Source organism: Kitasatospora sp. NBC_00240 (assembly GCF_026342405.1).
Taxonomy (GTDB): domain Bacteria; phylum Actinomycetota; class Actinomycetes; order Streptomycetales; family Streptomycetaceae; genus Kitasatospora.
The window spans coordinates 164,546-182,688 of sequence record NZ_JAPEMU010000001.1; the positions used below are offsets into that span (position 1 = coordinate 164,546).

Annotated in this window: 18 protein-coding genes; 10 read left to right on the forward strand and 8 right to left on the reverse strand. The window is 73.9% G+C overall.

Going from position 1 to position 18,143, the window contains the following annotated elements:
* Positions 1–64: 64 nt before the first annotated feature.
* A complete protein-coding gene (locus OG689_RS00720) occupies positions 65–964 on the forward strand; it encodes an NAD-dependent protein deacetylase (protein ID WP_266316630.1) in 900 nt (299 codons plus the stop codon).
* A gap of 67 nt (positions 965–1,031) precedes the next feature.
* Here the strand turns inward: OG689_RS00720 and OG689_RS00725 are convergent, their stop codons facing one another.
* The 3 genes from OG689_RS00725 to OG689_RS00735 all read right to left on the reverse strand — a co-directional run bounded on the left by OG689_RS00725 (position 1,032) and on the right by OG689_RS00735 (position 4,606).
* The gene (locus OG689_RS00725; protein WP_266316631.1) at positions 1,032–1,943 is read right to left on the reverse strand and encodes an SDR family oxidoreductase; all 912 of its coding nucleotides are present in this window, start codon (positions 1,941–1,943) and stop codon (positions 1,032–1,034) included.
* Positions 1,940–2,557 (reverse strand): TetR/AcrR family transcriptional regulator, encoded by a 618-nt coding sequence (locus OG689_RS00730; RefSeq protein WP_266316633.1) that lies wholly within the window; start codon positions 2,555–2,557, stop codon positions 1,940–1,942. The genes OG689_RS00725 and OG689_RS00730 overlap by 4 nt, the downstream gene beginning before the upstream one ends.
* 822 nt (positions 2,558–3,379) lie before the next feature.
* The gene (locus tag OG689_RS00735; protein WP_266316634.1) at positions 3,380–4,606 is read right to left on the reverse strand and encodes a family 16 glycosylhydrolase; all 1,227 of its coding nucleotides are present in this window, start codon (positions 4,604–4,606) and stop codon (positions 3,380–3,382) included.
* A 543-nt stretch (positions 4,607–5,149) separates the two neighbouring features.
* On the opposite strand from OG689_RS00735, the gene OG689_RS00740 reads away from it, so the two are divergent.
* The 5 genes from OG689_RS00740 to proP all read left to right on the forward strand — a co-directional run bounded on the left by OG689_RS00740 (position 5,150) and on the right by proP (position 9,934).
* Entirely contained in the window at positions 5,150–5,485 is a 336-nt protein-coding gene (locus OG689_RS00740; protein WP_266316635.1) for a hypothetical protein, read from the forward strand.
* Positions 5,486–5,695: 210 nt separating this feature from the next.
* Positions 5,696–6,799: an ADP-ribosylglycohydrolase family protein gene (locus OG689_RS00745; protein ID WP_266326770.1), complete on the forward strand. Its 1,104-nt coding sequence runs from the start codon at positions 5,696–5,698 to the stop codon at positions 6,797–6,799.
* A 142-nt stretch (positions 6,800–6,941) separates the two neighbouring features.
* Positions 6,942–7,370: a VOC family protein gene (locus OG689_RS00750; RefSeq protein WP_266316636.1), complete on the forward strand. Its 429-nt coding sequence runs from the start codon at positions 6,942–6,944 to the stop codon at positions 7,368–7,370.
* A gap of 191 nt (positions 7,371–7,561) precedes the next feature.
* Positions 7,562–8,308, forward strand: a complete 747-nt coding sequence (locus OG689_RS00755) for an SOS response-associated peptidase (protein ID WP_266316637.1) — start codon at positions 7,562–7,564, stop codon at positions 8,306–8,308.
* 126 nt (positions 8,309–8,434) lie between these two features.
* Positions 8,435–9,934 carry a glycine betaine/L-proline transporter ProP gene (gene proP / locus OG689_RS00760; protein WP_266316638.1) on the forward strand — a complete coding sequence of 500 codons (1,500 nt, stop codon included), beginning with the start codon at positions 8,435–8,437 and terminating at the stop codon, positions 9,932–9,934.
* A 367-nt stretch (positions 9,935–10,301) separates the two neighbouring features.
* Here proP and OG689_RS00765 read toward each other — a convergent pair whose 3' ends face one another.
* Positions 10,302–10,778 carry a hypothetical protein gene (locus OG689_RS00765; RefSeq protein WP_266316639.1) on the reverse strand — a complete coding sequence of 159 codons (477 nt, stop codon included), beginning with the start codon at positions 10,776–10,778 and terminating at the stop codon, positions 10,302–10,304.
* Between the two features lie 381 nt (positions 10,779–11,159).
* On the opposite strand from OG689_RS00765, the gene OG689_RS00770 reads away from it, so the two are divergent.
* Complete coding sequence (locus OG689_RS00770) at positions 11,160–11,807, forward strand: sigma factor-like helix-turn-helix DNA-binding protein (RefSeq protein WP_266316640.1); 648 nt, start codon at positions 11,160–11,162, stop codon at positions 11,805–11,807.
* A 229-nt stretch (positions 11,808–12,036) separates the two neighbouring features.
* The gene (locus OG689_RS00775) at positions 12,037–12,291 is read left to right on the forward strand and encodes a chaplin (protein WP_266316641.1); all 255 of its coding nucleotides are present in this window, start codon (positions 12,037–12,039) and stop codon (positions 12,289–12,291) included.
* Between the two features lie 199 nt (positions 12,292–12,490).
* Here OG689_RS00775 and OG689_RS00780 read toward each other — a convergent pair whose 3' ends face one another.
* Positions 12,491–12,943 carry a MarR family transcriptional regulator gene (locus OG689_RS00780; protein ID WP_266316642.1) on the reverse strand — a complete coding sequence of 151 codons (453 nt, stop codon included), beginning with the start codon at positions 12,941–12,943 and terminating at the stop codon, positions 12,491–12,493.
* A 62-nt stretch (positions 12,944–13,005) separates the two neighbouring features.
* Between OG689_RS00780 and OG689_RS00785 the strand changes: the two genes are divergently transcribed.
* Positions 13,006–14,499, forward strand: coding sequence for a DHA2 family efflux MFS transporter permease subunit (locus tag OG689_RS00785; RefSeq protein ID WP_266316643.1), 1,494 nt, complete (start codon positions 13,006–13,008; stop codon positions 14,497–14,499).
* Positions 14,500–14,555: 56 nt separating this feature from the next.
* Here OG689_RS00785 and OG689_RS00790 read toward each other — a convergent pair whose 3' ends face one another.
* Together OG689_RS00790 and OG689_RS00795 are read right to left on the reverse strand one after the other, a co-directional pair.
* The gene (locus OG689_RS00790; protein ID WP_266316644.1) at positions 14,556–14,816 is read right to left on the reverse strand and encodes a hypothetical protein; all 261 of its coding nucleotides are present in this window, start codon (positions 14,814–14,816) and stop codon (positions 14,556–14,558) included.
* A 272-nt stretch (positions 14,817–15,088) separates the two neighbouring features.
* Positions 15,089–16,279, reverse strand: coding sequence for a phospholipase D-like domain-containing protein (locus OG689_RS00795; protein ID WP_266326772.1), 1,191 nt, complete (start codon positions 16,277–16,279; stop codon positions 15,089–15,091).
* Between the two features lie 286 nt (positions 16,280–16,565).
* Here OG689_RS00795 and OG689_RS00800 point away from each other — a divergent pair, with 286 nt between their 5' ends.
* Complete coding sequence (locus OG689_RS00800; protein ID WP_266316646.1) at positions 16,566–17,354, forward strand: GNAT family N-acetyltransferase; 789 nt, start codon at positions 16,566–16,568, stop codon at positions 17,352–17,354.
* A gap of 95 nt (positions 17,355–17,449) precedes the next feature.
* Here the strand turns inward: OG689_RS00800 and OG689_RS00805 are convergent, their stop codons facing one another.
* A complete protein-coding gene (locus OG689_RS00805; protein ID WP_266316647.1) occupies positions 17,450–18,100 on the reverse strand; it encodes a DUF1345 domain-containing protein in 651 nt (216 codons plus the stop codon).
* Between the last annotated feature and the right edge of the window lie 43 nt (positions 18,101–18,143).

Here is an 18,143-nt window from a genome sequence, read left to right on the forward strand (position 1 = left end):
CGGACCCGCCGGGCCCGCGCGGGACGCCCGGCCGTTCCCGCCCGGGCCGATCTATGCTGCTTCTATGCATGTGCATCGGACACCCGGCGGACCGGAGAGCGGACCGACGAACGGGCCGGAGGGCGGACCGGCTCCGGAAGGCGCCGGCCTGGCGGCGCTCGAACGCCTGCTGGCCGGCCGGGACGTCACGGTGCTGAGCGGCGCGGGGCTCTCCACCGAGTCGGGCATCCCCGACTACCGGGGCGCCACCGGCAGTCTGCGCCGCCACACCCCGATGACGTACCAGGAGTTCACCGCGAGCGAGCAGGGCCGCCGCCGGTACTGGGCCCGCAGTCACGTCGGCTGGCAGGCGATCGCCCGGGCCGAGCCCAACGCCGGCCACCGGGCGGTGGAGGGGCTGCGGCGGGCCGGGTACCTCTCGGCCGTGATCACCCAGAACGTGGACGGGCTGCACCGCGCGGCCGGCACCGTCGGCGCGGTGGAACTGCACGGCGGCCTCGACCGGGTGGTCTGCCTGGACTGCGGGCGGAGCAGCTCCCGCGCGGACCTCGACCGGCGACTGCGCGCGCTCAACGGCACCCTGTTCGTCCCGAGGGCGGCGCTCAACCCGGACGGGGACGTCCAGCTCCCGGGCGCAGTGGTGGACGCTTTCCGGATCGCGCCGTGCGAGGCCTGCGGCGGGGTCCTCAAACCCGATGTGGTCTTCTTCGGCGAGAGCGTCCCCAAGCCCCGGGTCCAGCACTGCTACGACCTGGTCGACGCCGCCCGGGCCTTGCTGGTCCTCGGATCCTCCCTGACGGTGATGTCCGGGCTGCGCTTCGTGCGCCACGCCGCCCGGGCCGGCAAACCCGTCGCGATCGTCAACCAGGGGGCGACCCGCGGGGACGCGTACGCGACGGCCACGGTCCCGCTGCCGCTCGGCGCCACGCTGACCACCCTGCTGGAGCGGCTCACGACGCCTTGAAGCCCCGGGCGGGGCGGTACCTTCCGTCTGCCCGCCGTACCGCACCACCCCGCCCGGCCCGGCCCGGTCACAGGGGATCGCCGAGCGGGCCGTACTCCTCCTCCAGCTCGGCGGCCCAGTGCGCGGCGAAGTCCGGCCGGCTGCCGTCCGCGTCGGTGAATCCGTACTCCTTGGAGAGGCCCCAGGTGGCCAGGGCCCGCCCGGTCCGCGCCAGCACGGCCGGGTCGGCGGCCAGCGCGGCGACCGCCCGCCCCAGGTAGGCGGGGGTCTCGGAGTACGCGAAGTTCGGGTCCTCGGCCGCGCCGTCCCGCCAGTTCTCCTCGGTGACGCCGAAGTGCTCCAGCATGGCCTCCGAGCGCAGGAAGCCGGGGGTGAGCGCCACGGCGGCGACACCGTGCGGCTTGAGCTCGGCGGCCTGGGCGAAGGCCAGCCGGATCACCGCCGACTTCGCCAGGTCGTAGAAGAACGAGCCCCGGTAGCGGGCGGTGTTGCCGTCGGTGACCTCCACCACCAGCCCGCTCCCCCGGGCGACCATCAGCGGCAGCGCGAACCGGCTGGTGATCACATGGGTCTCGACGGCCTGCCGGAGCAGCCGCAGGCCGCGCTCCAGGTCCTGCTCCCACAGGGGGTATTCCCAGTCGGTCAGCGGGTCGCCGCCCCAGACGGAGTTGACCAGGACGTCGAGCCGGCCGTCCTGCTCGGCCGCGATGCGGTCCACCAGCGCGCGGACCTCCGCCGGCCGGCTGTGGTCGGTGCGGACCGGGATGCCCAGGCCGCCGGCCGCGGTCACCCGCTCGGCGGTCTCCTCGATGGTCTCGGCGCGGCCCAGCTCGGAGCGGCCGGCCGCGCTGCTGCGGCCCGACACGTACACCGTCGCACCGGCGGCGCCGAGCTCGACGGCGATCCCGCGCCCACCGCCCCGGGTGCCGCCGGCCACCAGGGCCACCCGTCCGGCCAGCGGCCGGTGGTGTGTCGTCATGTTTCCTCCAGGTCGTGGCTGTGACGGGGTGGGACGTGCGGGGCCAGTACGGCGCCGAGTTCGCGCCGGAGCCGCTCGGCCAGGGTGCCGTCCCGCTCCAGCGCCCAGGTGAGACCGGCGCCGGCGGTGATCGCCTGCAGGGTGCCGGCCAGCGCACCGACGTCCGTCCCCGGGAGCAGCTCGCCCGCGCGGACGGCCTCCGCCAGCAGGGCCTCGACCGCCCGCCCCTGCGCCCGGTGGACGGCCAGGGCGCGCTCGTGCAGCTGCGGGTCGGTGAGGTCGGTGCAGAGGAAGGCCAGGTGGTTGGCGAAGCGCTCGGGTGTGGCCATCGGGGCCGTCGAGCCGACCGTCAGCGCCACCAGCGCCCCGAGCGCGGAGGGGTGTTCCCGGCGCAGCTTTTCGGGCAGCTCGTCCGCGTCGGCGACGGACCGGTCGGCGAGCGCCAGCAGCAGGCCGCGCTTGGAGCCGAACCGCTGCAGCAGTGTGCCGGGCACCAGTCCGACCTCGCCGGCGACCGCTGCCAGGGTGAATCCGGCGGGGCCCACCCGGCCGATCACCTCGGCCGCCGCGCGCAGGATCACCACGTCGTCGACCCCTCGGGGGCGTCCGGCCACCGTTGCTCACCTCATTAATAAATGGCTTTTCATTTATTAAACCGGCCACCCTCGGAGAAGGCAACCGGCACCCCCGGACGGCGTCCGGCCTCGGGCCTCGAACCGGGAGCGGCCGGCGGGCGGGCGCCCGGCGCCACGAAGCCCCGGCGCCCCGGGGACGGCGGCTGGCTCACCGTCCCGGGGCGCCGGGGCACCGGTCCTTCTTCACGCGCGGTCGGGGCCGCACCCGCCCCCGCGGGCCGGGCCTCCCCGGCCCCGGGCGTCACCCCGCGGGCTGGGGATCACCGACCGGCGGCGCGTCGGCCGCGCCGAAGGCGGCCGGGGGAACCGCTTCGGAGCCCGGCGCACTGCCCGCCGCCTGCATCGTGCGGCGCACCGCATCCAGGCAGGGCGCACAGTAGCGGTCCGGCAGCCCGTCGGGGCCACCGGGACCGGGCGACGGCGCCGGCCCGGTCGGCTGCAACCGGCTCCCGCAGAGGGACCGGCTGCCGTCCTCCTTCGCAACCACATGCCACAGCAGACTCCGCCCCTGCGTGCTGTGGTCGGCTTCGGCTCGCATCTCGTGCACGGGACCCTCCCAAGGTCAGACGGGAATGGCTTGACCTCATGCAACCGCCGGGCAGCCCTGACGGCCAGCCGGATTCACCCGCCCGGGCCACCGGCCGGCACCGCCCGGACGGGCGGCGGGACGGCCCTGGCCTGCCGTCCCGCCGCCCACCGGTACCCGCTGACTGCCTGTACGGCCCGTGCTCCCGTTGCTCCGAAGGAGGGACCGGCCGCCGCCCGCCGGGGCTCCCCGGGTCGCGCCGGGGACCGGCCGGGCTACCGCCAGACCCGCAGGTAGTCGGCGGCGAAGGTGATCGGCTTGGTGCTGTCCGGCGCCGGGTGGTAGCGCCCCGCGCTGACGGAGAGGTTGAGGATCAGGTAGGCCGACCACTGGCTGCCGACACCCGTCCGGTCGGAGTAGACCTTGGTGTTGTTGACGTACCAGTCGTCGGAGGTGGCGCCGCACAGCACCCCGACGGTCACCCAGGCCCCGGGCGCGACCGCCTTCGGATTCGCGTAGTTGGCGGAGCCGCTCCGGACGTGGTTGGTGAGTTCGAGGAGATCGGGGTGGTCGGGGTGGTACTCGAACACATCGACCTCGTTGCCGCCGTTCTTCCAGGTCCACAGCGCCGGCCAGGCACCCGACCTGGCCGGGAGCTGCACCCGGGTCTCGATGTAGTCGCCGGTACGGACCTTGAAGTCGCGCGCCGACCCCTCGGTGGTGAGCAGGCCCGTCGTCCAGGACTGCAGGCCGTTCTCCAGCACCCGCGAGCCGGGCCGGGCGGTGAAGGTGGCCGCTCCGTCGGCGACCGTGACGGCGTCCTGGGCGAGCAGGTCCAGCTTGTTGTCCTTCGGGTTGTGGTCGCCGTACTCGTAGGCGCTGGTCCGGGTACCGACCCAGGTGCCGCCCCAGTCGATGGGGCGGCTGAACTCCTCCAGGAAGACCGGCGACCGGCCGGCGACCGGCGGCGCCGTCGCCGGGACCGCCGGGACGGTCGGGACGGTCGGGACCGCCGGGACGGTCGGGGCTGACGGGGCGGTCGGGACGGTCGGCACAGCGGGGACGGTCGGGACGGCCGGGACGGCGGCCGGTCGGACCGTCAGCGTGGTGCCGAACAGGTTGTGGTAGCCGGAGGCGTCCCGGTAGAAGCCGAACTGGAGGTAGGTGCCGGCCGGGAAGGCCCGGGCGCGGGTGGTCATGGTGATCCCGGTGGGGCAGATCCGGACGTCCGACGCCGATCCGGGGAAGTCCAGATTGTGCCCGGCGAAGTCCCGGACCCCGACCCCTAGGGACCGTACGGTCTGACATCGCGAGGACAGCACCGTGAGGGTGGCGGACACCTCGGCGCCGGCGGTGGCACCGGTCGGGGTGAGCCGGAGCTGGACCACCACCGGGGCCGCGACCGCCGCCTGTCCCGGGAGCGCGGCCAGCGCGAGCAGGAGGGCGACCGCGGTCGCGGTGGCGGAGCGGACTATGACGGCCAGGCAGTGCTTGCTGATCACGGAGTCTTCCTTCCTGGGGTCGAGCCCCTGGAAGACCGGGCCGCCGATCGACGACGGCCCTCCGGGCCGGGGGGCCGCGGCTCTTCACCACGTCGGACCTACCGCCACCCAGGAAAGCTCAGCTGTGAGAAGACGATCACACAGGACCGCACCGGGCTCCCGGGGAGCTGGGCCAACTGGGCCAACCTTCGACGAGTCAGATCGACCATCCGTCAACAAGCCCTGTGGCCGCGGAAGACGCAGGACATGACGGGGTCTCGGGAACGGGCGAACACGGTCCTGTGGGGCCGGACCGGCCGGCCGGGTCACGACCGGCCCCCAACGGGCCGGCGCAGGGCCGATCGGGTGGCCGGACTTCGCCGTGCGGGTGAGCCGGGCAATCCGACCCACCCGCGAGGGCGAAGCGCCGGTGGAGTGCGGTGATCGACCCGCCCCGCCCGCCCAGGGCCGGCGGGCACCGCACCCGCAGCGGGCGACCTGTCGCCCCCCACCGGAAGCGAGAACGATGAAACCTGTGCTCGGGCGCGCCCGATCCACGTCCACATGAATCCACGTCCCGCCCCGTTCGCCCTGCTGCTCGCGCTCGCCGCCCTGAGCGGCTGCGCCGTCTCGGACGACGGCTCGCTCGACGCCCAGGCCGGTGCGGCCGCCCCGACCTGCCTGGTGCACCAGGCGAAGGCTCCCGGCAGCCGCTACACGGCCAGCGAACGGGCCGACACCAAGTCCGTGCTGGAGAGGATGCGGTACTACACCGCCAACGGCACCAAGGACTTCTGCGACGGCCGGCCCGCCACCGGCACCGACCGCCGATGGACCGACCTCTACACGGCCCTGGGCGGCGACCGCGCCCACCTGGCCGCCACGGCCCGTACTCCGTAGACCGGCGCCCGGCGCTGGGCCAGATGGAGGGGCCGGGTGGAGGGGCCGTCAGGTCCGTGGCTCCGGGGCCCGCCTGGCAGGATGGCGGGCAGCCGGACCGGCCGCGCCGCACCAGGTGGCGCTCGCCCGCCGGCGGGGACGGGAGAGTTGTCAGTGAAGCACCGCTCATGGGACGAGTCGGCCGTCCACCGCTCCCGCGTCCGCGGCAGCATGCTCGGCGGAGCCATCGGGGACGCCCTGGGCAATCCGGTCGAATTCCTGTCCCTGGACGCGATCCGGGCCAAGTACGGGGCGGCCGGGGTCACCGGGCCGGTCGCGGACGCCGAGGGGGTGATCGGGCGGATCACCGACGACACCCAGATGACGCTGTTCACCGCCGAGGGCTACCTGCTCGGGCATGCCCGGTCCCGGGCGAAGAGCAGCGGAGGCGCCGAGCCGGCCCTGGTCCGCGAGGCCTACCTGCGCTGGCTGGACACCCAGAACCATCCTGCCCCGCCGCCCGCGGACGGCGCCGGCCACCGTTACGGGTGGCTGCGCGAGGAGCCCTGGCTGTACGCCCGACGCGCCCCCGGCAACGCCTGTCTCTCCGGACTGCGGTCGACGCACGTCCCCCGCCGGGGCGAGAAGCTCGACGGCACTCCGGGCCCGGTGAACCCCGATTCCAAGGGCTGCGGCACGGTGATGCGCTCGGCGCCGTTCGGGTTCGCCGGTCTCGCTCCGGACCAGGCCTTCGAACTCGCCGCCGCCTGCGCGCAGATCACCCACGGCCACCCCACCGGCTACTACGCGGCGGGGGCCTTCGCCGCCCTGGTCGGCCACCTGGTCGAGGGTGACTCGCTGCAGGCCGCCGTCCTGCGGACGCTGCACCTGTTGTCGCGTTACCAGGGGCACCAGGAGACGACCGCCGCCCTCCGCGCGGCCCTCGACCTGGCCGCCGACGGCGAGGCGACCCCGGAGAAGGTGGAGAGCCTCGGCGCGGGCTGGGTCGCCGAGGAGGCGCTCAGCATCGCGGTCTACGCGGCGCTGGCCCCCACCCGGCCGCAGGTCTACCGCCTGGACCACAACGGCACGCACTGCGACCCGAGGCCGCCGCGGACCCCTGTCGAGGCGGCCTTCCTGCTGTCCGTCAACCACTCCGGCGACAGCGACTCCACCGGCTCCCTCTGCGGCAACCTGCTGGGCGCGCTGCACGGGGACGTCCGGCTGCCGCAGGCCTGGCTGGCCCAGGTCGAGGGACGCGCCGTGATCGCCGCCCTGGCGGACGACTTCGCGGCCGAGGTCCACCCCGGTGAGCGGCGCCCCTGGACCCACTGACGCCGCGGCCGCCGGCGGGAGCCCCTCCGACCGGGGGCTCCCTGTCCCGGGGACCGCGCCCGACCGCCGGATCCTATGAGCGGTGGGCACCCCCATGAACGGCTGCCTGGTAACCCCGGCCGGCCACGGGCAGCCTGGTGGCATGACGGAACAGCAGCGGGCGCCCGAGGTATGGCGTCGCGAGAACGACTCCTCCCAACTGACCGCCCCCCGGGTCCTGGTCCGGGTCTTCCTCGGCCCGGGCGCACTGGAGCCGGGGATCGGGTTCTACGAGCGGCTGCAGGGGGTGACGGCCGATGCCCGGTTCGCCTTCGGCGCCCTGCGGCTGGCCACGGTCGGGGCCTTCCTGCTGATCGAGGGCCCCGAGGCGGAGCTGGCCCCGTTCCGCTCCACCACCGGCACCCTGCTGGTGGACGACGTGCGGCCGTACCACGACCGGCTGGTCGCCGCGGGCGCGGAGATCGTCTTCCCGTTCCAGGAGGTACCCACCGGGGCCGGGTTCAACGCCCGCCACCCGGACGGCACGGTCGTCGAGTACGTCCACCATCGGCCCACGGCGGAGGGTCGCTGAAGGCGGCCGGTGGCAGGTGGCGCACGGACCCGTCCGGCCGCTCCCCACCCGACTGGTCCCCCGTGAGCCGCCCTGCCGTGCGCACGCGCACTCGCCGACGCGCCCCGCTCGCGCGCCCGCCGGCGCGGACCGGCCGGACGGGTTGGTGCGTCGGCCCCCCGACGGGGCCTTCGGGATGGCACGGTGGGGGTATGTGCGGTCGCTACGTCTCCACCTCCTCCGTCCAGGACCTGGCCGAGTACTTCGGCGCGGTCGGCCTCCCCACCGCCGAGACGCTCGCCCCGAGCTGGAACGTGGCGCCGACGGACCCGATCCTGGTGGCCCTGCAGCGCCTGGACCGGGAGACCGGTGAGCTGGTCCGCCAGCTCCGGCAGGTGCGCTGGGGCCTGGTGCCGTCCTGGTCGAAGGACCCGGGCGGCGGGGCCCGGATGATCAACGCCCGGGCCGAGACCGTCCACGAGAAGCCCGCCTTCCGCAAGGCGTTCGCCGCCCGCCGGTGCCTGATCCCGGCCGACGGGTACTACGAGTGGAAGCCGGTGCCCGCCGCCGAGGGGGCGAAGGCGTACAAGCAGCCGTACTTCCTTGCACCTGCCGCCGGCACCCTGCTGCCGATGGCCGGCCTGTACGAATTCTGGCGGGACCGGAGCGTGCCGGAGGACGACCCGGCGGCCTGGCTCACCACTGCGACGATCATCACCACCGACGCCACCGACGCGGCCGGCCGGGTCCACGACCGGATGCCGCTGACCATCGACGCGGCGGACTTCGACGCCTGGCTCGACCCCGAGCTGACCGACGCCGTCGAACTGCGCCGGCTGCTGCACACCCCGGCCGGCGGCGAGCTGCGGATCACGCCGGTCTCCACCGCCGTGAACTCCGTCCGCAACAACGGCGCGCAGCTGCTCGAGACGGTGCCGGACCCGCTGCCCGTCACCTGAGCCGGCACCTCGTGGCGGCGGCCGGGCCGGGGTGAGGCATCTCTCAGTACCGGCCGGGCGGGGTTTGACCGCAGACGAACGGGTCAGACGGGAGCGGTCCATGTTCCCGGCACGAAGAGTGAACCCTTGAGTCCAGCGTCATCGAGAGCCCTCCTGTCCAACGGCGGCGGCACCCCCGCCGCCGGCACCGTCACCCCGGCGCCTGCGGCCGGCAGATCCCTCGCGGTCGGGGACGTCACCGTCGTCGAGCGGGGGATGCTGCGACGGGCGGTGTCCGCCGCGGCCCTCGGCAACGCCATGGAGTGGTTCGACTTCGGCGTCTACAGCTATCTGGCGGTGACCCTCGGCAAAGTCTTCTTCCCGACCGCGGGCGGCGCCACCCAGCTGCTGGCCACCTTCGGGACCTTCGCCGCGGCCTTCCTGATCCGGCCGCTGGGCGGTCTGGTCTTCGGGCCGCTGGGTGACCGGATCGGCCGGCAGAAGGTGCTCGCGGCCACCATGATCATGATGGCCGCCGGCACCTTCGCGATCGGGCTGATCCCCTCCTACGCCACCATCGGCATCTGGGCCCCCGTCCTGCTGCTGGTCGCCCGGATGGTGCAGGGCTTCTCCACCGGCGGGGAGTACGGCGGCGCGACGACCTTCATCGCCGAGTACGCCCCCGACCGGCGCCGGGGCTTCCTCGGCAGCTGGCTGGAGTTCGGCACCCTGGTGGGGTACGTGGCGGGCGCCGCGCTGGTGACGCTGATGACCTCGGCCCTGGACGAGTCGAGCCTGCTCTCCTGGGGCTGGCGACTGCCGTTCCTGATCGCCGGCCCGCTCGGCCTGATCGGCCTCTACCTGCGGATGCGGCTGGAGGAGACCCCGGCCTTCCGCAAGCTGCAGGAGCAGGCCGAGCCGGCGGACCGGCAGCGCCCGAAGGGCGGGTTGCGGGAGCTGCTGACCACGCACCGGCGGGCCCTGCTGCTCTGCATGGCGCTCGTCCTGGTCTACAACGTGACCGACTACATGCTGCTGTCGTACCTGCCGACCTACCTGACCGCCGAGCTCGCCTTCGACGCCACCCACGGCCTGCTGGTGATCATCGCCGCGATGGTGCTGATGATGGCCGTCAACGGCCCGGTCGGACACCTCTCGGACCGGATCGGGCGGCGGCCGGTGCTGATGGCCGGCTGCCTCGGCTTCCTGCTGCTGTCCGTGCCCGCGCTGCTGCTGATCCGGGGCGGTGAGCAGTGGGGCGTCCTGCTCGGCGTCGGCGGGCTGTGCCTGCTGCTCAGCTGCTTCACCGGCACGATGCCGGCCTCGCTGCCGGCACTGTTCCCGACCCGGGTGCGGTACGGCGCGATGTCGGTGGGGTTCAACATCTCGGTCTCGCTGTTCGGCGGCACCACCCCGCTGGTGGTCACCTCGCTGATCAATGCCACCGGGGACCGGATGATGCCCGCGTACTACATGATGGCGGCCGCCGTGATCGGCGCGGCCGCGGTGTGGCTGATGCCGGAGAGCGCCGGACGCCCGCTGCCCGGCTCGCCGCCCGCGGTGGCCTCGCCGGAGGAGGCCCGCGAGCTGGTCGCCCGGGCGCGCGGCGGGGTCGTCGGCGTCCGCAGCCCGGCCGTGGCCCGGTAGGCCGCCGGCCACGAGGGCCCGGACGCACGGCCTCGCGACCGTGGCTTCCCGGCCGTAGCCTCCGGACCGGTGCCCGTGAGAGCGTGCCCCCGCACACCCTCACGGGCACCGGCGCGCCCGGGCGGACGCCTCCGCCCGGGCGGCCGATCGACCGGGAAAGGCGTCCGTCAGGACCTGCCCGCTGCCCGGACCGGCCGGGTGTCGTCCTGCGGCGGCCGGCCGCCCCGGGGTCGGCACTCGGACCGTCAGGCTCCCTGCCGCGGCGTACTCGGACGTCCTGCTGAGCACGGGCCCCGTGGGCGGGCGGCCAGGGCACGCGGCCCGGGTGCGGACCGCCCGGCGGCCCGCACCCGTCGCTGCTCCTGCGTCAGTAGACCAGGATGTCCCAGTGGCTGCCCTCGTTGCAGTAGATGTTGCCGGAGGCCGCCTTCCACTGCGGGTAGCCGTCCCCGCGGTAGCCGATGTAGGTGAAGCTGTTCTGGACGTACCCGTCGATGCAGGAGTTCCGGGAGATGTCGACCTTGTAGCCGTTGTAGTGGCTGTAGGTGCCGGAGGCGTGGCCGACCTCCGTCCCACCCGTGATGTTGATTGCGCAGCCGCTGGACTGCTTGAGGGTGATGATCGTGCTGACGGTGCCGGAGTTGATCTGCTCGAACGAGGTGCAGGTCGAGTTGGAGCGGGTGGTGCAGTTGCCGCTGGAGCTCCAGGTGATCCCGGCGCTCCTGAACTGGCTCGCGGCCGTCGCCTGGGACACCTTGCTGCCGCTGGCGACGGCCGCGGGGGCGGTGACGGTGAACGCGGCCATGGCCAGGACCACGACGGTGACTGCGGAACGGGGCTTCATTCGCTCTCCCGGGTAGGGCGGTGGACCTCGGACGAGGGGGTTCGGGTGCCCGGGCCGTTCGATCTCCGGCCGTGGCCGAGGCCGGCGCCCGGCGCGCCCGCGACCGGCGTCTGACCGGGCGCGGGGGGACGGCGGCGGGGCCGGGGCACGGCGGGCGGATCGCGGCTGGTGGGCGGTGCGCTTCCGGAGGGGGCGGGACCTGGGGTGCGGTGCCGCCGGACCAGAATGGCGGCCCGACTGTCTATGCGGGTAGAGCCGGGCGGTGAATTTCCCGTGACCGTCATGTATCCGACAAGCGTGCTTGGCTCATCCCGACTGGTACGCTGCCGCTTCGCCGATTCTGTTAACGCTCACAATCCATCGAGAGGCAGCAGCGAGGTCATGATCTCCGACGGGGCGGCCAAGGAGTTCCACGACTACTTCGAGCGCCACCACGCCGAACTGGCCCGCCTCGCACACCTCCTGACGGGCGGTACGCACGCCGACGACGCCCCCGACGACCTCGCCGCCGACGCCCTGGCCGCCGTCCGCCGCGACTGGGAGCGGACCCACCGGGCCGACCGTCCGACGACCCACGCACACCGGGCCGTCATCAGCCTCGCCCGTGAACGGGCCCGCCGGGCGGCACGGACCCGGCGCCTCGCAGCACTGCTCCGCCCGTACCGGCCCGGGCCGACCGCGCGAGCCAGGCCCACCGAGGTCGCGGCGCACCCCGACCGGGCGGGCGCCAAGGCCACCCCGGACGTACGGGAGGCCCTGGCCCGGCTGCCGTTCCGCAGCCGGGTCTGCGTCGTCCTGCGGTACGCCTTCGACCTCTCGGAGCGGGACGTCGCACGGACCCTCCGGCTGCCGGTCGGCGCCGTGCGGCGCCGGACCTCCAAGGGCTCGGCGCAGCTCCGGCGCCTGCTCGGCGCCCCGACCGTCGACCACCCGAGAGACGTACGCCCTGCGCCGGCCGTCCGACCACCACCCGTCCGAACGGGCCGAACGGGCCGAACGGGCGATCCGGGCCCCGCGCGGACCGGCTGACGCGTCGGAGGGCCGGGCCCGGGCGGCCGGGCGGGCCCGGGGCGCACCCCGGACCGGCGGGCCGTCCGGGAGCGGCGCTGGGCCGGATGCCGTTCGGGCGGGTGAACGGACCGTGTGCCCGCGCGACGCGCGGCCCGGTTGGTGCAAAGACTGGTCGGGAGGTGTCACCACCAGGCACGAGATGCTGCCGGTGGTGGCTTCTTCATGAACCTGCACCATCCCCTCAGGAATGGAGAAGACCGTGAAAGACCTCCACAAGGCTCTCGTTCTCGCCGGCGCCGCCGCCGCGCTCGTGCTCGGATCGGCCGGCGCGGCGAGCGCCTCGTCCACCGCAGAGGGCATCGCCGTCGGGTCGCCGGGCATCCTGTCCGGCAATGTCATCCAGATCCCGATCCACATCCCGATCAACGCCTGCGGCAACAGCGTCAACGTGCTGGGCGCGCTGAACCCGGCGTTCGGCAACGTCTGCATCAACGAGGGCTGACGTCCTTCCACGGCTTTGAGCGGGGTCGGCGGCCGTCACGGCCTGCCGGCCCCGCCTCATGCGTCGCGCCGTCACCCCGGGGGCGTCGCGCGCCGCCGCCCGCACCCCGGGCCGCACCCGGCCCGGCCGGGCGGTCGACCGGCCGCCCGCGAACCTGACGTCCGGACACCGGGGCACGGGGACACCCGGCCCCGCGCCCTCACTCGGTACTGTCGGCCACCGCCTGCCGGATCCGGCCGAGCAGCGCCCGCAGCTGTTCCCGTTCGGCCGGTGCCAGCGTCCCGGTGGCGACGGCGAGCGCGCTCCCGTCCAACTCCTCCGCCTCCTGGTAGTGCCGGGCGCCCAGCTCGGTGAGGGCGAGCAGGAAGGCCCGCCGGTCCTCCGGATGGCGGATCCGCTCGACCAGACCGTCGCGCTCCAGGCTGTCCACGATGGTGGTCGTGGTGCGCGGGGCGTTGCCGAGCAGGTCGCTGAGGTCCCGCATCCGCAGCGGCTCCCCTGTCCTGGCCAGCACCCGCAGGGCCCTCAGCCGGGCCACCGAGGCCCCGTGCTCACGCAGCCTGCCGTCGACGAAGATCCGCAACTGATGCGTGGTGGCGAACAGTTCGTCCACCAGGACATCACTGCTGCCAAATCCCTGTTCATCCGCCATCGTGCGACTCTCCTCGTCCCCGCGCTTTATGAGCACCATCATAGTGAGTATGCTCAGCTTCTATGAGCACTCGCATCAGCCAGCGCTACGTCGTACCGATCATGACCGTCTCCATCACCTTCATCTGCATCGTCGACGGCGCCATCACCACCGTCGCGCTGCCCAGCATCGCCCGCCAGTTCCACCTCACCGCAGCCTCGCTCAGCAGCGTCGTCGTCGTGTACCCGGTCTGCCTGGGCATCATGATCCCCTCCTCCGCCTGGCTGCTGGAACGCTTCGGCGGCTGCCGGATGCTGCTGTGGTCCCTCGGCGTGTTCACCGCGGCCTCCGTGCTCTGCGGGGCCGCCCCCGACCTGCCCTCGCTGGTCGCCGCCCGCGCCCTGCAGGGCCTGGCCGCAGGGCTGCTCACCCCCACCTCGCAGGCCCTGCTGTTCCGCACCTTCAGCCACTCCGAACAGGTCCGGCTGTCCCGACTGCTGATCATCCCGCAGCAGATCGCCCCCGCCGTCGCCCCGCTGCTCGGCGGCGTGCTCGTCACCGGACTGTCCTGGCGCTGGGTCTTCTACGTCAACGTGCCGATCGGCGCCCTGGCCATGCTCTTCGGGCTGCTCTTCCTCGCCGAGCACCGCGACCACGCGCCCGGCCGGCTCGACCTGCGCGGCCTGCTGCTCAGCGCCGCCGCCACCGGCACCCTGATGTACGGGGTGTGCGCCGGCCCCGACCTCGGCTGGAGCCGGCCCCTGGTGCTGGCGGCCCTGGCCGGCGGCGCCGTGCTGCTCGTCCTGGCGATCCGGACCGAACTCCGGGTGCCCGAACCCGTCCTACGGCTGCGGCTCTTCCGTGACCGGCTGTTCCGCGACACCAACCTGATCAGCCTGGTCGGCTTCGTCCCGGTGCTGGGCGCGATGTTCCTCACCCCCTTGTTCGTCCAGGACGCACTCGGCGGCAGCGCGCTGGCCAGCGGCAGCGTCACCTTCACCGAGTCCTTCGGCGTCCTGCTGACCATGCAGGTGGTCGGCGTGCTCTACGCCCGGATCGGGCCGCGGGTGATCATCGGCACCGGGCTGCTGGGCGTCACCGCCGCCCTGCTGCTCTTCGCCACCGCGGACGCCCACACCGGCCTGTGGGCGATGCGCGGCTACATGTTCCTGCTCGGGCTCGCCATGGGGGCGTTCTTCATGCCCACCACGATCGCCTCGTTCACCACCGTCGCCCGGGTCGACGTGGCCCACGCGGCCACCCTCAACACCGTGGTCCGGCAGACCGGCGCGGCCCTGGCGCCGGCGACCGTCACCACCCTGCTGGTCCTCCACCCCACCGGCGCGGGCAGCGCCGGACCGCCCCTGACGGCCTACCAGCACAGCTACCTGGCCCTCGCCCTGATCGCGGCGGCCGCGGCGGTCTTCGCCTTCACCATGCCCGACGCCGGCGCCCGCAAGGCGGCGGCCGCCACCGCCGCCCCCGCGGCGGATCCCGCGCCGACGGCCACCGCAGCGACCGGGGCGACCGCCGAGGCCGGCCACCGCCCGGCCGCCCGGTCCGGCCCGCGGAGCTGACCGCCCGGCCCGCCCCCGCTGTCCGGTCGGCACCGCCGGTCGGTCGCCGCTGCCGGTCAGTCGACCTCCAGGTACCCGACCACGACCACCGTCCGAAGGACCGTCACGTGGTAGACGACCAGTACGTGGTCGACCTCGTCGCGGTACAGCCGGAGCCGGCCGCCCGGGCGCGGTTCCCCCAGGTCGGGACGGACGGAGAGGACGGTCAGCACCCGGTCCAGCGCCCGGGCCTGGCCGGCCGAGAGCCCGGCCAGCTGCTCCTCCGCGAACGGCGAGAGGACGACCTGGGCGCGGCGGGGCGGGTTCCTGGGCGGCACGTCCGCAAGTCTGCCCTGCCCCGGGCCCGGCGGGGGTGCTCTTCACCGAAACGAGCGCCTGGACAGCACCACCGCCGGCGGCGGCGCGGGCTGCGGCACAGTTGGGCGCCGGGCGGGTGACGTCGGTGAGGGCGGCTCCGAAGTCGGTGTCGAGGAGCGCCGTCAGGAGCTGCTGCCGGCGGCCGTGCTCCTTGGCCGGGTGAAGCGGGCGGTGGGCGTCGCGAGTACTGCCGACCTGCTCGGTCGGGGTTGCGGGTGGGGGGCGGCGGTGGTCAGAGGAAGTGCCGGATGGGGACGGTGGCCGTCTCCAGCGCACGTCGTGCCAGGCCGCGCCGGCGCCAGCGGGCCGGGGCGACGCGTTCGCTGCGTGCTACGTCCTCGTCGAAGTGCTTGTCGAGCTGCGCGGTGAAGTCCTCGTCGACGACGGCCAGCACCACCTCCTCGTCGTGGTCCAGGGAGCGGCGGTTGAAATTCGCCGACCCGATGACCGCGGCGGCGCCGTCCACGGTCAGGACCTTCGCGTGCATCATCGTCGGACCGTAGCGCCACACCGTGATCCCGCAGGCGGCCATCTCCTCGAAGTACCGCTCGCCCGCCAGCTGGCACACCCGCTTGTCGGTGTGCCGGCCGGGGACCAGCAGCTCCACCTCCACCCCGCGCCGGGCGGCCGCGCACAGCAGGTCGACGAAGTAGGCGTCCGGCGCGAAGTAGGCGGTCGCCAGCCGCAACCGCTGCTCGGCCGACGAGATGACGACCCGCATCAGCGTCTGCAGGTCCTGCCACCCGACACTGGCGGAGCCGCGCACCACCTGGACGACCGCGCGTCCCGGCTGTTCGTGCTCCTCGAAACGGTCCGCCCCGTCGTACAGGCCGTCCGGGCGGCACTCCGCCCAGTTCTGGGCGAACGCCGCGGCGATGCCGTCCACCGCCGGACCGCGGACCTGGACGTGGGTATCCCGCCACTCGCCGGGGTGACGGGCATCACCGCACCACTCCTCGGCTATGCCCACCCCGCCGGTGAAGGCCGTCCGGCCGTCCACGACCAGCACCTTGCGGTGGCAACGATGGTTCTGCTTCAGCGGCGACAGCCGCGCCGGGCGGCGGAACCAGGCCACCCGTACGCCGGAGGCCGCCATCAGATCGACCAGTTCCGGCTCGATCAGGCGGCTGCCGAAACCGTCCAGCAACAGCCGAACCCGCAGCCCCTCGGCGGCCTTGCGCGCGAGTGCCCGCGCGAAGCGGCCGGCGATGTCACCACGCCAGTACACGAACGTCGTCATGTCGACGGTACGACGGGCCCCCTCGATCGCCCCCAGCATCGCCGGGAAGATCTCATCGCCGTTGCGCAACGGCAGAAGTTCGTTCCCCTCGGTCGCCGCGATACCGATCAGGCCCTCCAACCTGCGCCTCAACGCCTGCCCCCGGACGCCCGGCCCGGACCCGACCGGGACAGGCGACACGATCTCCGGCACAACGGACTCGGACAGCAATGTTCCCCCTCGAAGGACGCGAACGACAGCGGCCCTCGGGTACCCGCTCACCGGCATTCGACTCCTCGTCGTGGGACTCCTCGTCGTTGAACGCCCCCGCCCCGTCTCCGACCGCGAATTCGCCATGGAGCCGGCAACTCGTCGACCTACCGACCGTCGACCGGGAGCCGCGCAAGTACCGGGACACGATCGAGGAGACGGCCCACGGGCATGGCCCGCCCGCAGGAAACGGCTCCCCGAGGCTCCGTAGACTGGTTCGATGTTCCTGCGCAGCCTCCATGACCGTGCCGTTCTCGAAGCCCGCTTCCGGCGCGACCCGGACCTCCATCTGATGGAGCTCGGCGACCTCGACGACCTGCTCTGGCCGGACACCTCCTGGTTCACGGCCGCGCCCGACGGCCCGGTGGCACTGCTCTACGCGGTCGGCGAGATCCCGACCCTGCTGGCCCTCGGGTCCCCCGCCGAGTCCGCCGCTGTCGAGGACCTGGTCCGCGCGATGCTGCCCGTCCTGCCGCGCCGATTCTTCGGCCATCTCTCAGGTGACGCTTCCAAGGTGCTGGAGGAGGCGTACGAGGTGCGCAGCCGCAGCACGCTGCTGCGCATGGCCCTCTCCGACATGGCGCTCGTGGCTTCTCACCCCGCCGGCCCCTGGAAGCCCGACCTGCTCACGCGCACCGATCTTCCCGACCTGCTAAGGCTCTTCGCGGAGGCCTGTCCCGGCAACTGGTTCGACGACCGGATGCTGGACACCGGCCAGTACGTCGGCGTCCGGGACGGGGGCCGGCTGATCGCGGTCGCCGGCGTCCACGTCTGGTCGCCCGTCCAGCGGGTCGCCGCTCTCGGCAACGTCACGACGAGCCCCGAACTGCGGGGACGCGGCGCTGCCGGAGCGTGCGTGGCCGCGCTCTGCCGACAGCTCGCGAAGACCACCGACCACATCGGGCTCAACGTCCGGGCGGACAACGCCACGGCCATCGCCCTGTACCGGCGGCTTGGCTTCACCGAGGTCGCCAGGTTCACCGAGGCGGTCTTCACGGCGCTCCCGTAGGCCCGAGCCCCTGAAGGCCGATCGAACCCGACCCGCCCCCGTCACATTCCGGCCCCGGGCGGGCAGGGCGGTCCGCGAGCACGGGAGCACCGGCCTCAGTGCGTGACGAAGTCGACGACGAGGCTGATGGTGGTGGCGAGGATGCTGGCGCCGAAGACGTAGGACAGCAGGCAGTGCCGCAGGACCACCGCGCGGATCCCGGAGTTGGAGACGCTGGTGTCGGAGACCTGGTACGTCATGCCGAGGTTGTAGCTGAAGTACAGGAAGTCGCTGTACTTCGGCGGGTCCTCGGAGTTGAAGTCGATGCCGCCGCCCGGGTCCCCGTAGTACAGGTCCGCGTAGCGGGTGGCGTACATCAGGTGCAGGGCCGCCCAGGCCGCGAAGACGCCGGCGAGCGCGGTGGCCGCCGCGGCGTGGCCGCCGGCGGATTGCGCACTGCCCGGGTGGCCGACCAGGAGCAGCATCACGATGCCGAGCAGGCCGCCCAGGGCGGCCGAGACCACCAGGAGTTCCTCGGCGACCGGACGGAAGTCCTCGCGCCGGACGTTGCGCCGGGTGGCGCCGGCGTCCATCGGCCAGAGCACCACCCAGCCCGCCACCACGAAGACCGAGCCGACCGTGGCGATGGCGGCCAGGATCCCGAGCGGCAGCCTGGTCAGCCCACCGACGAGCAGCCCGACCAGGGCTCCGAGGATCGTCGCACCGGCCAGCCTGGGCCCCGCGGACTGCGGAAGCCGCCGGCTCACCGGACGGCCCGGGGGCCCGGCACGGCGAGGGCGCCGCCCCCGG

What these genes read in the sequence shown, in the direction of transcription:
- OG689_RS00750 (WP_266316636.1), top strand. Translation starts at nt 6,942, where the DNA reads ATGACGGAACAGCAGCGGGCGCCCGAGGTATGGCGTCGCGAGAACGAC.
- OG689_RS00785 (WP_266316643.1), top strand. Translation starts at nt 13,006, where the DNA reads ATGAGCACTCGCATCAGCCAGCGCTACGTCGTACCGATCATGACCGTC.
- OG689_RS00800 (WP_266316646.1), top strand. Translation starts at nt 16,566, where the DNA reads ATGTTCCTGCGCAGCCTCCATGACCGTGCCGTTCTCGAAGCCCGCTTC.
- OG689_RS00775 (WP_266316641.1), top strand. Translation starts at nt 12,037, where the DNA reads ATGGAGAAGACCGTGAAAGACCTCCACAAGGCTCTCGTTCTCGCCGGC.
- OG689_RS00755 (WP_266316637.1), top strand. Translation starts at nt 7,562, where the DNA reads ATGTGCGGTCGCTACGTCTCCACCTCCTCCGTCCAGGACCTGGCCGAG.
- OG689_RS00770 (WP_266316640.1), top strand. Translation starts at nt 11,160, where the DNA reads ATGATCTCCGACGGGGCGGCCAAGGAGTTCCACGACTACTTCGAGCGC.
- OG689_RS00740 (WP_266316635.1), top strand. Translation starts at nt 5,150, where the DNA reads ATGAATCCACGTCCCGCCCCGTTCGCCCTGCTGCTCGCGCTCGCCGCC.
- OG689_RS00765 (WP_266316639.1), bottom strand. Translation starts at nt 10,778, where the DNA reads ATGAAGCCCCGTTCCGCAGTCACCGTCGTGGTCCTGGCCATGGCCGCG.
- OG689_RS00725 (WP_266316631.1), bottom strand. Translation starts at nt 1,943, where the DNA reads ATGACGACACACCACCGGCCGCTGGCCGGACGGGTGGCCCTGGTGGCC.
- OG689_RS00745 (WP_266326770.1), top strand. Translation starts at nt 5,696, where the DNA reads ATGCTCGGCGGAGCCATCGGGGACGCCCTGGGCAATCCGGTCGAATTC.
- OG689_RS00780 (WP_266316642.1), bottom strand. Translation starts at nt 12,943, where the DNA reads ATGGCGGATGAACAGGGATTTGGCAGCAGTGATGTCCTGGTGGACGAA.
- OG689_RS00720 (WP_266316630.1), top strand. Translation starts at nt 65, where the DNA reads ATGCATGTGCATCGGACACCCGGCGGACCGGAGAGCGGACCGACGAAC.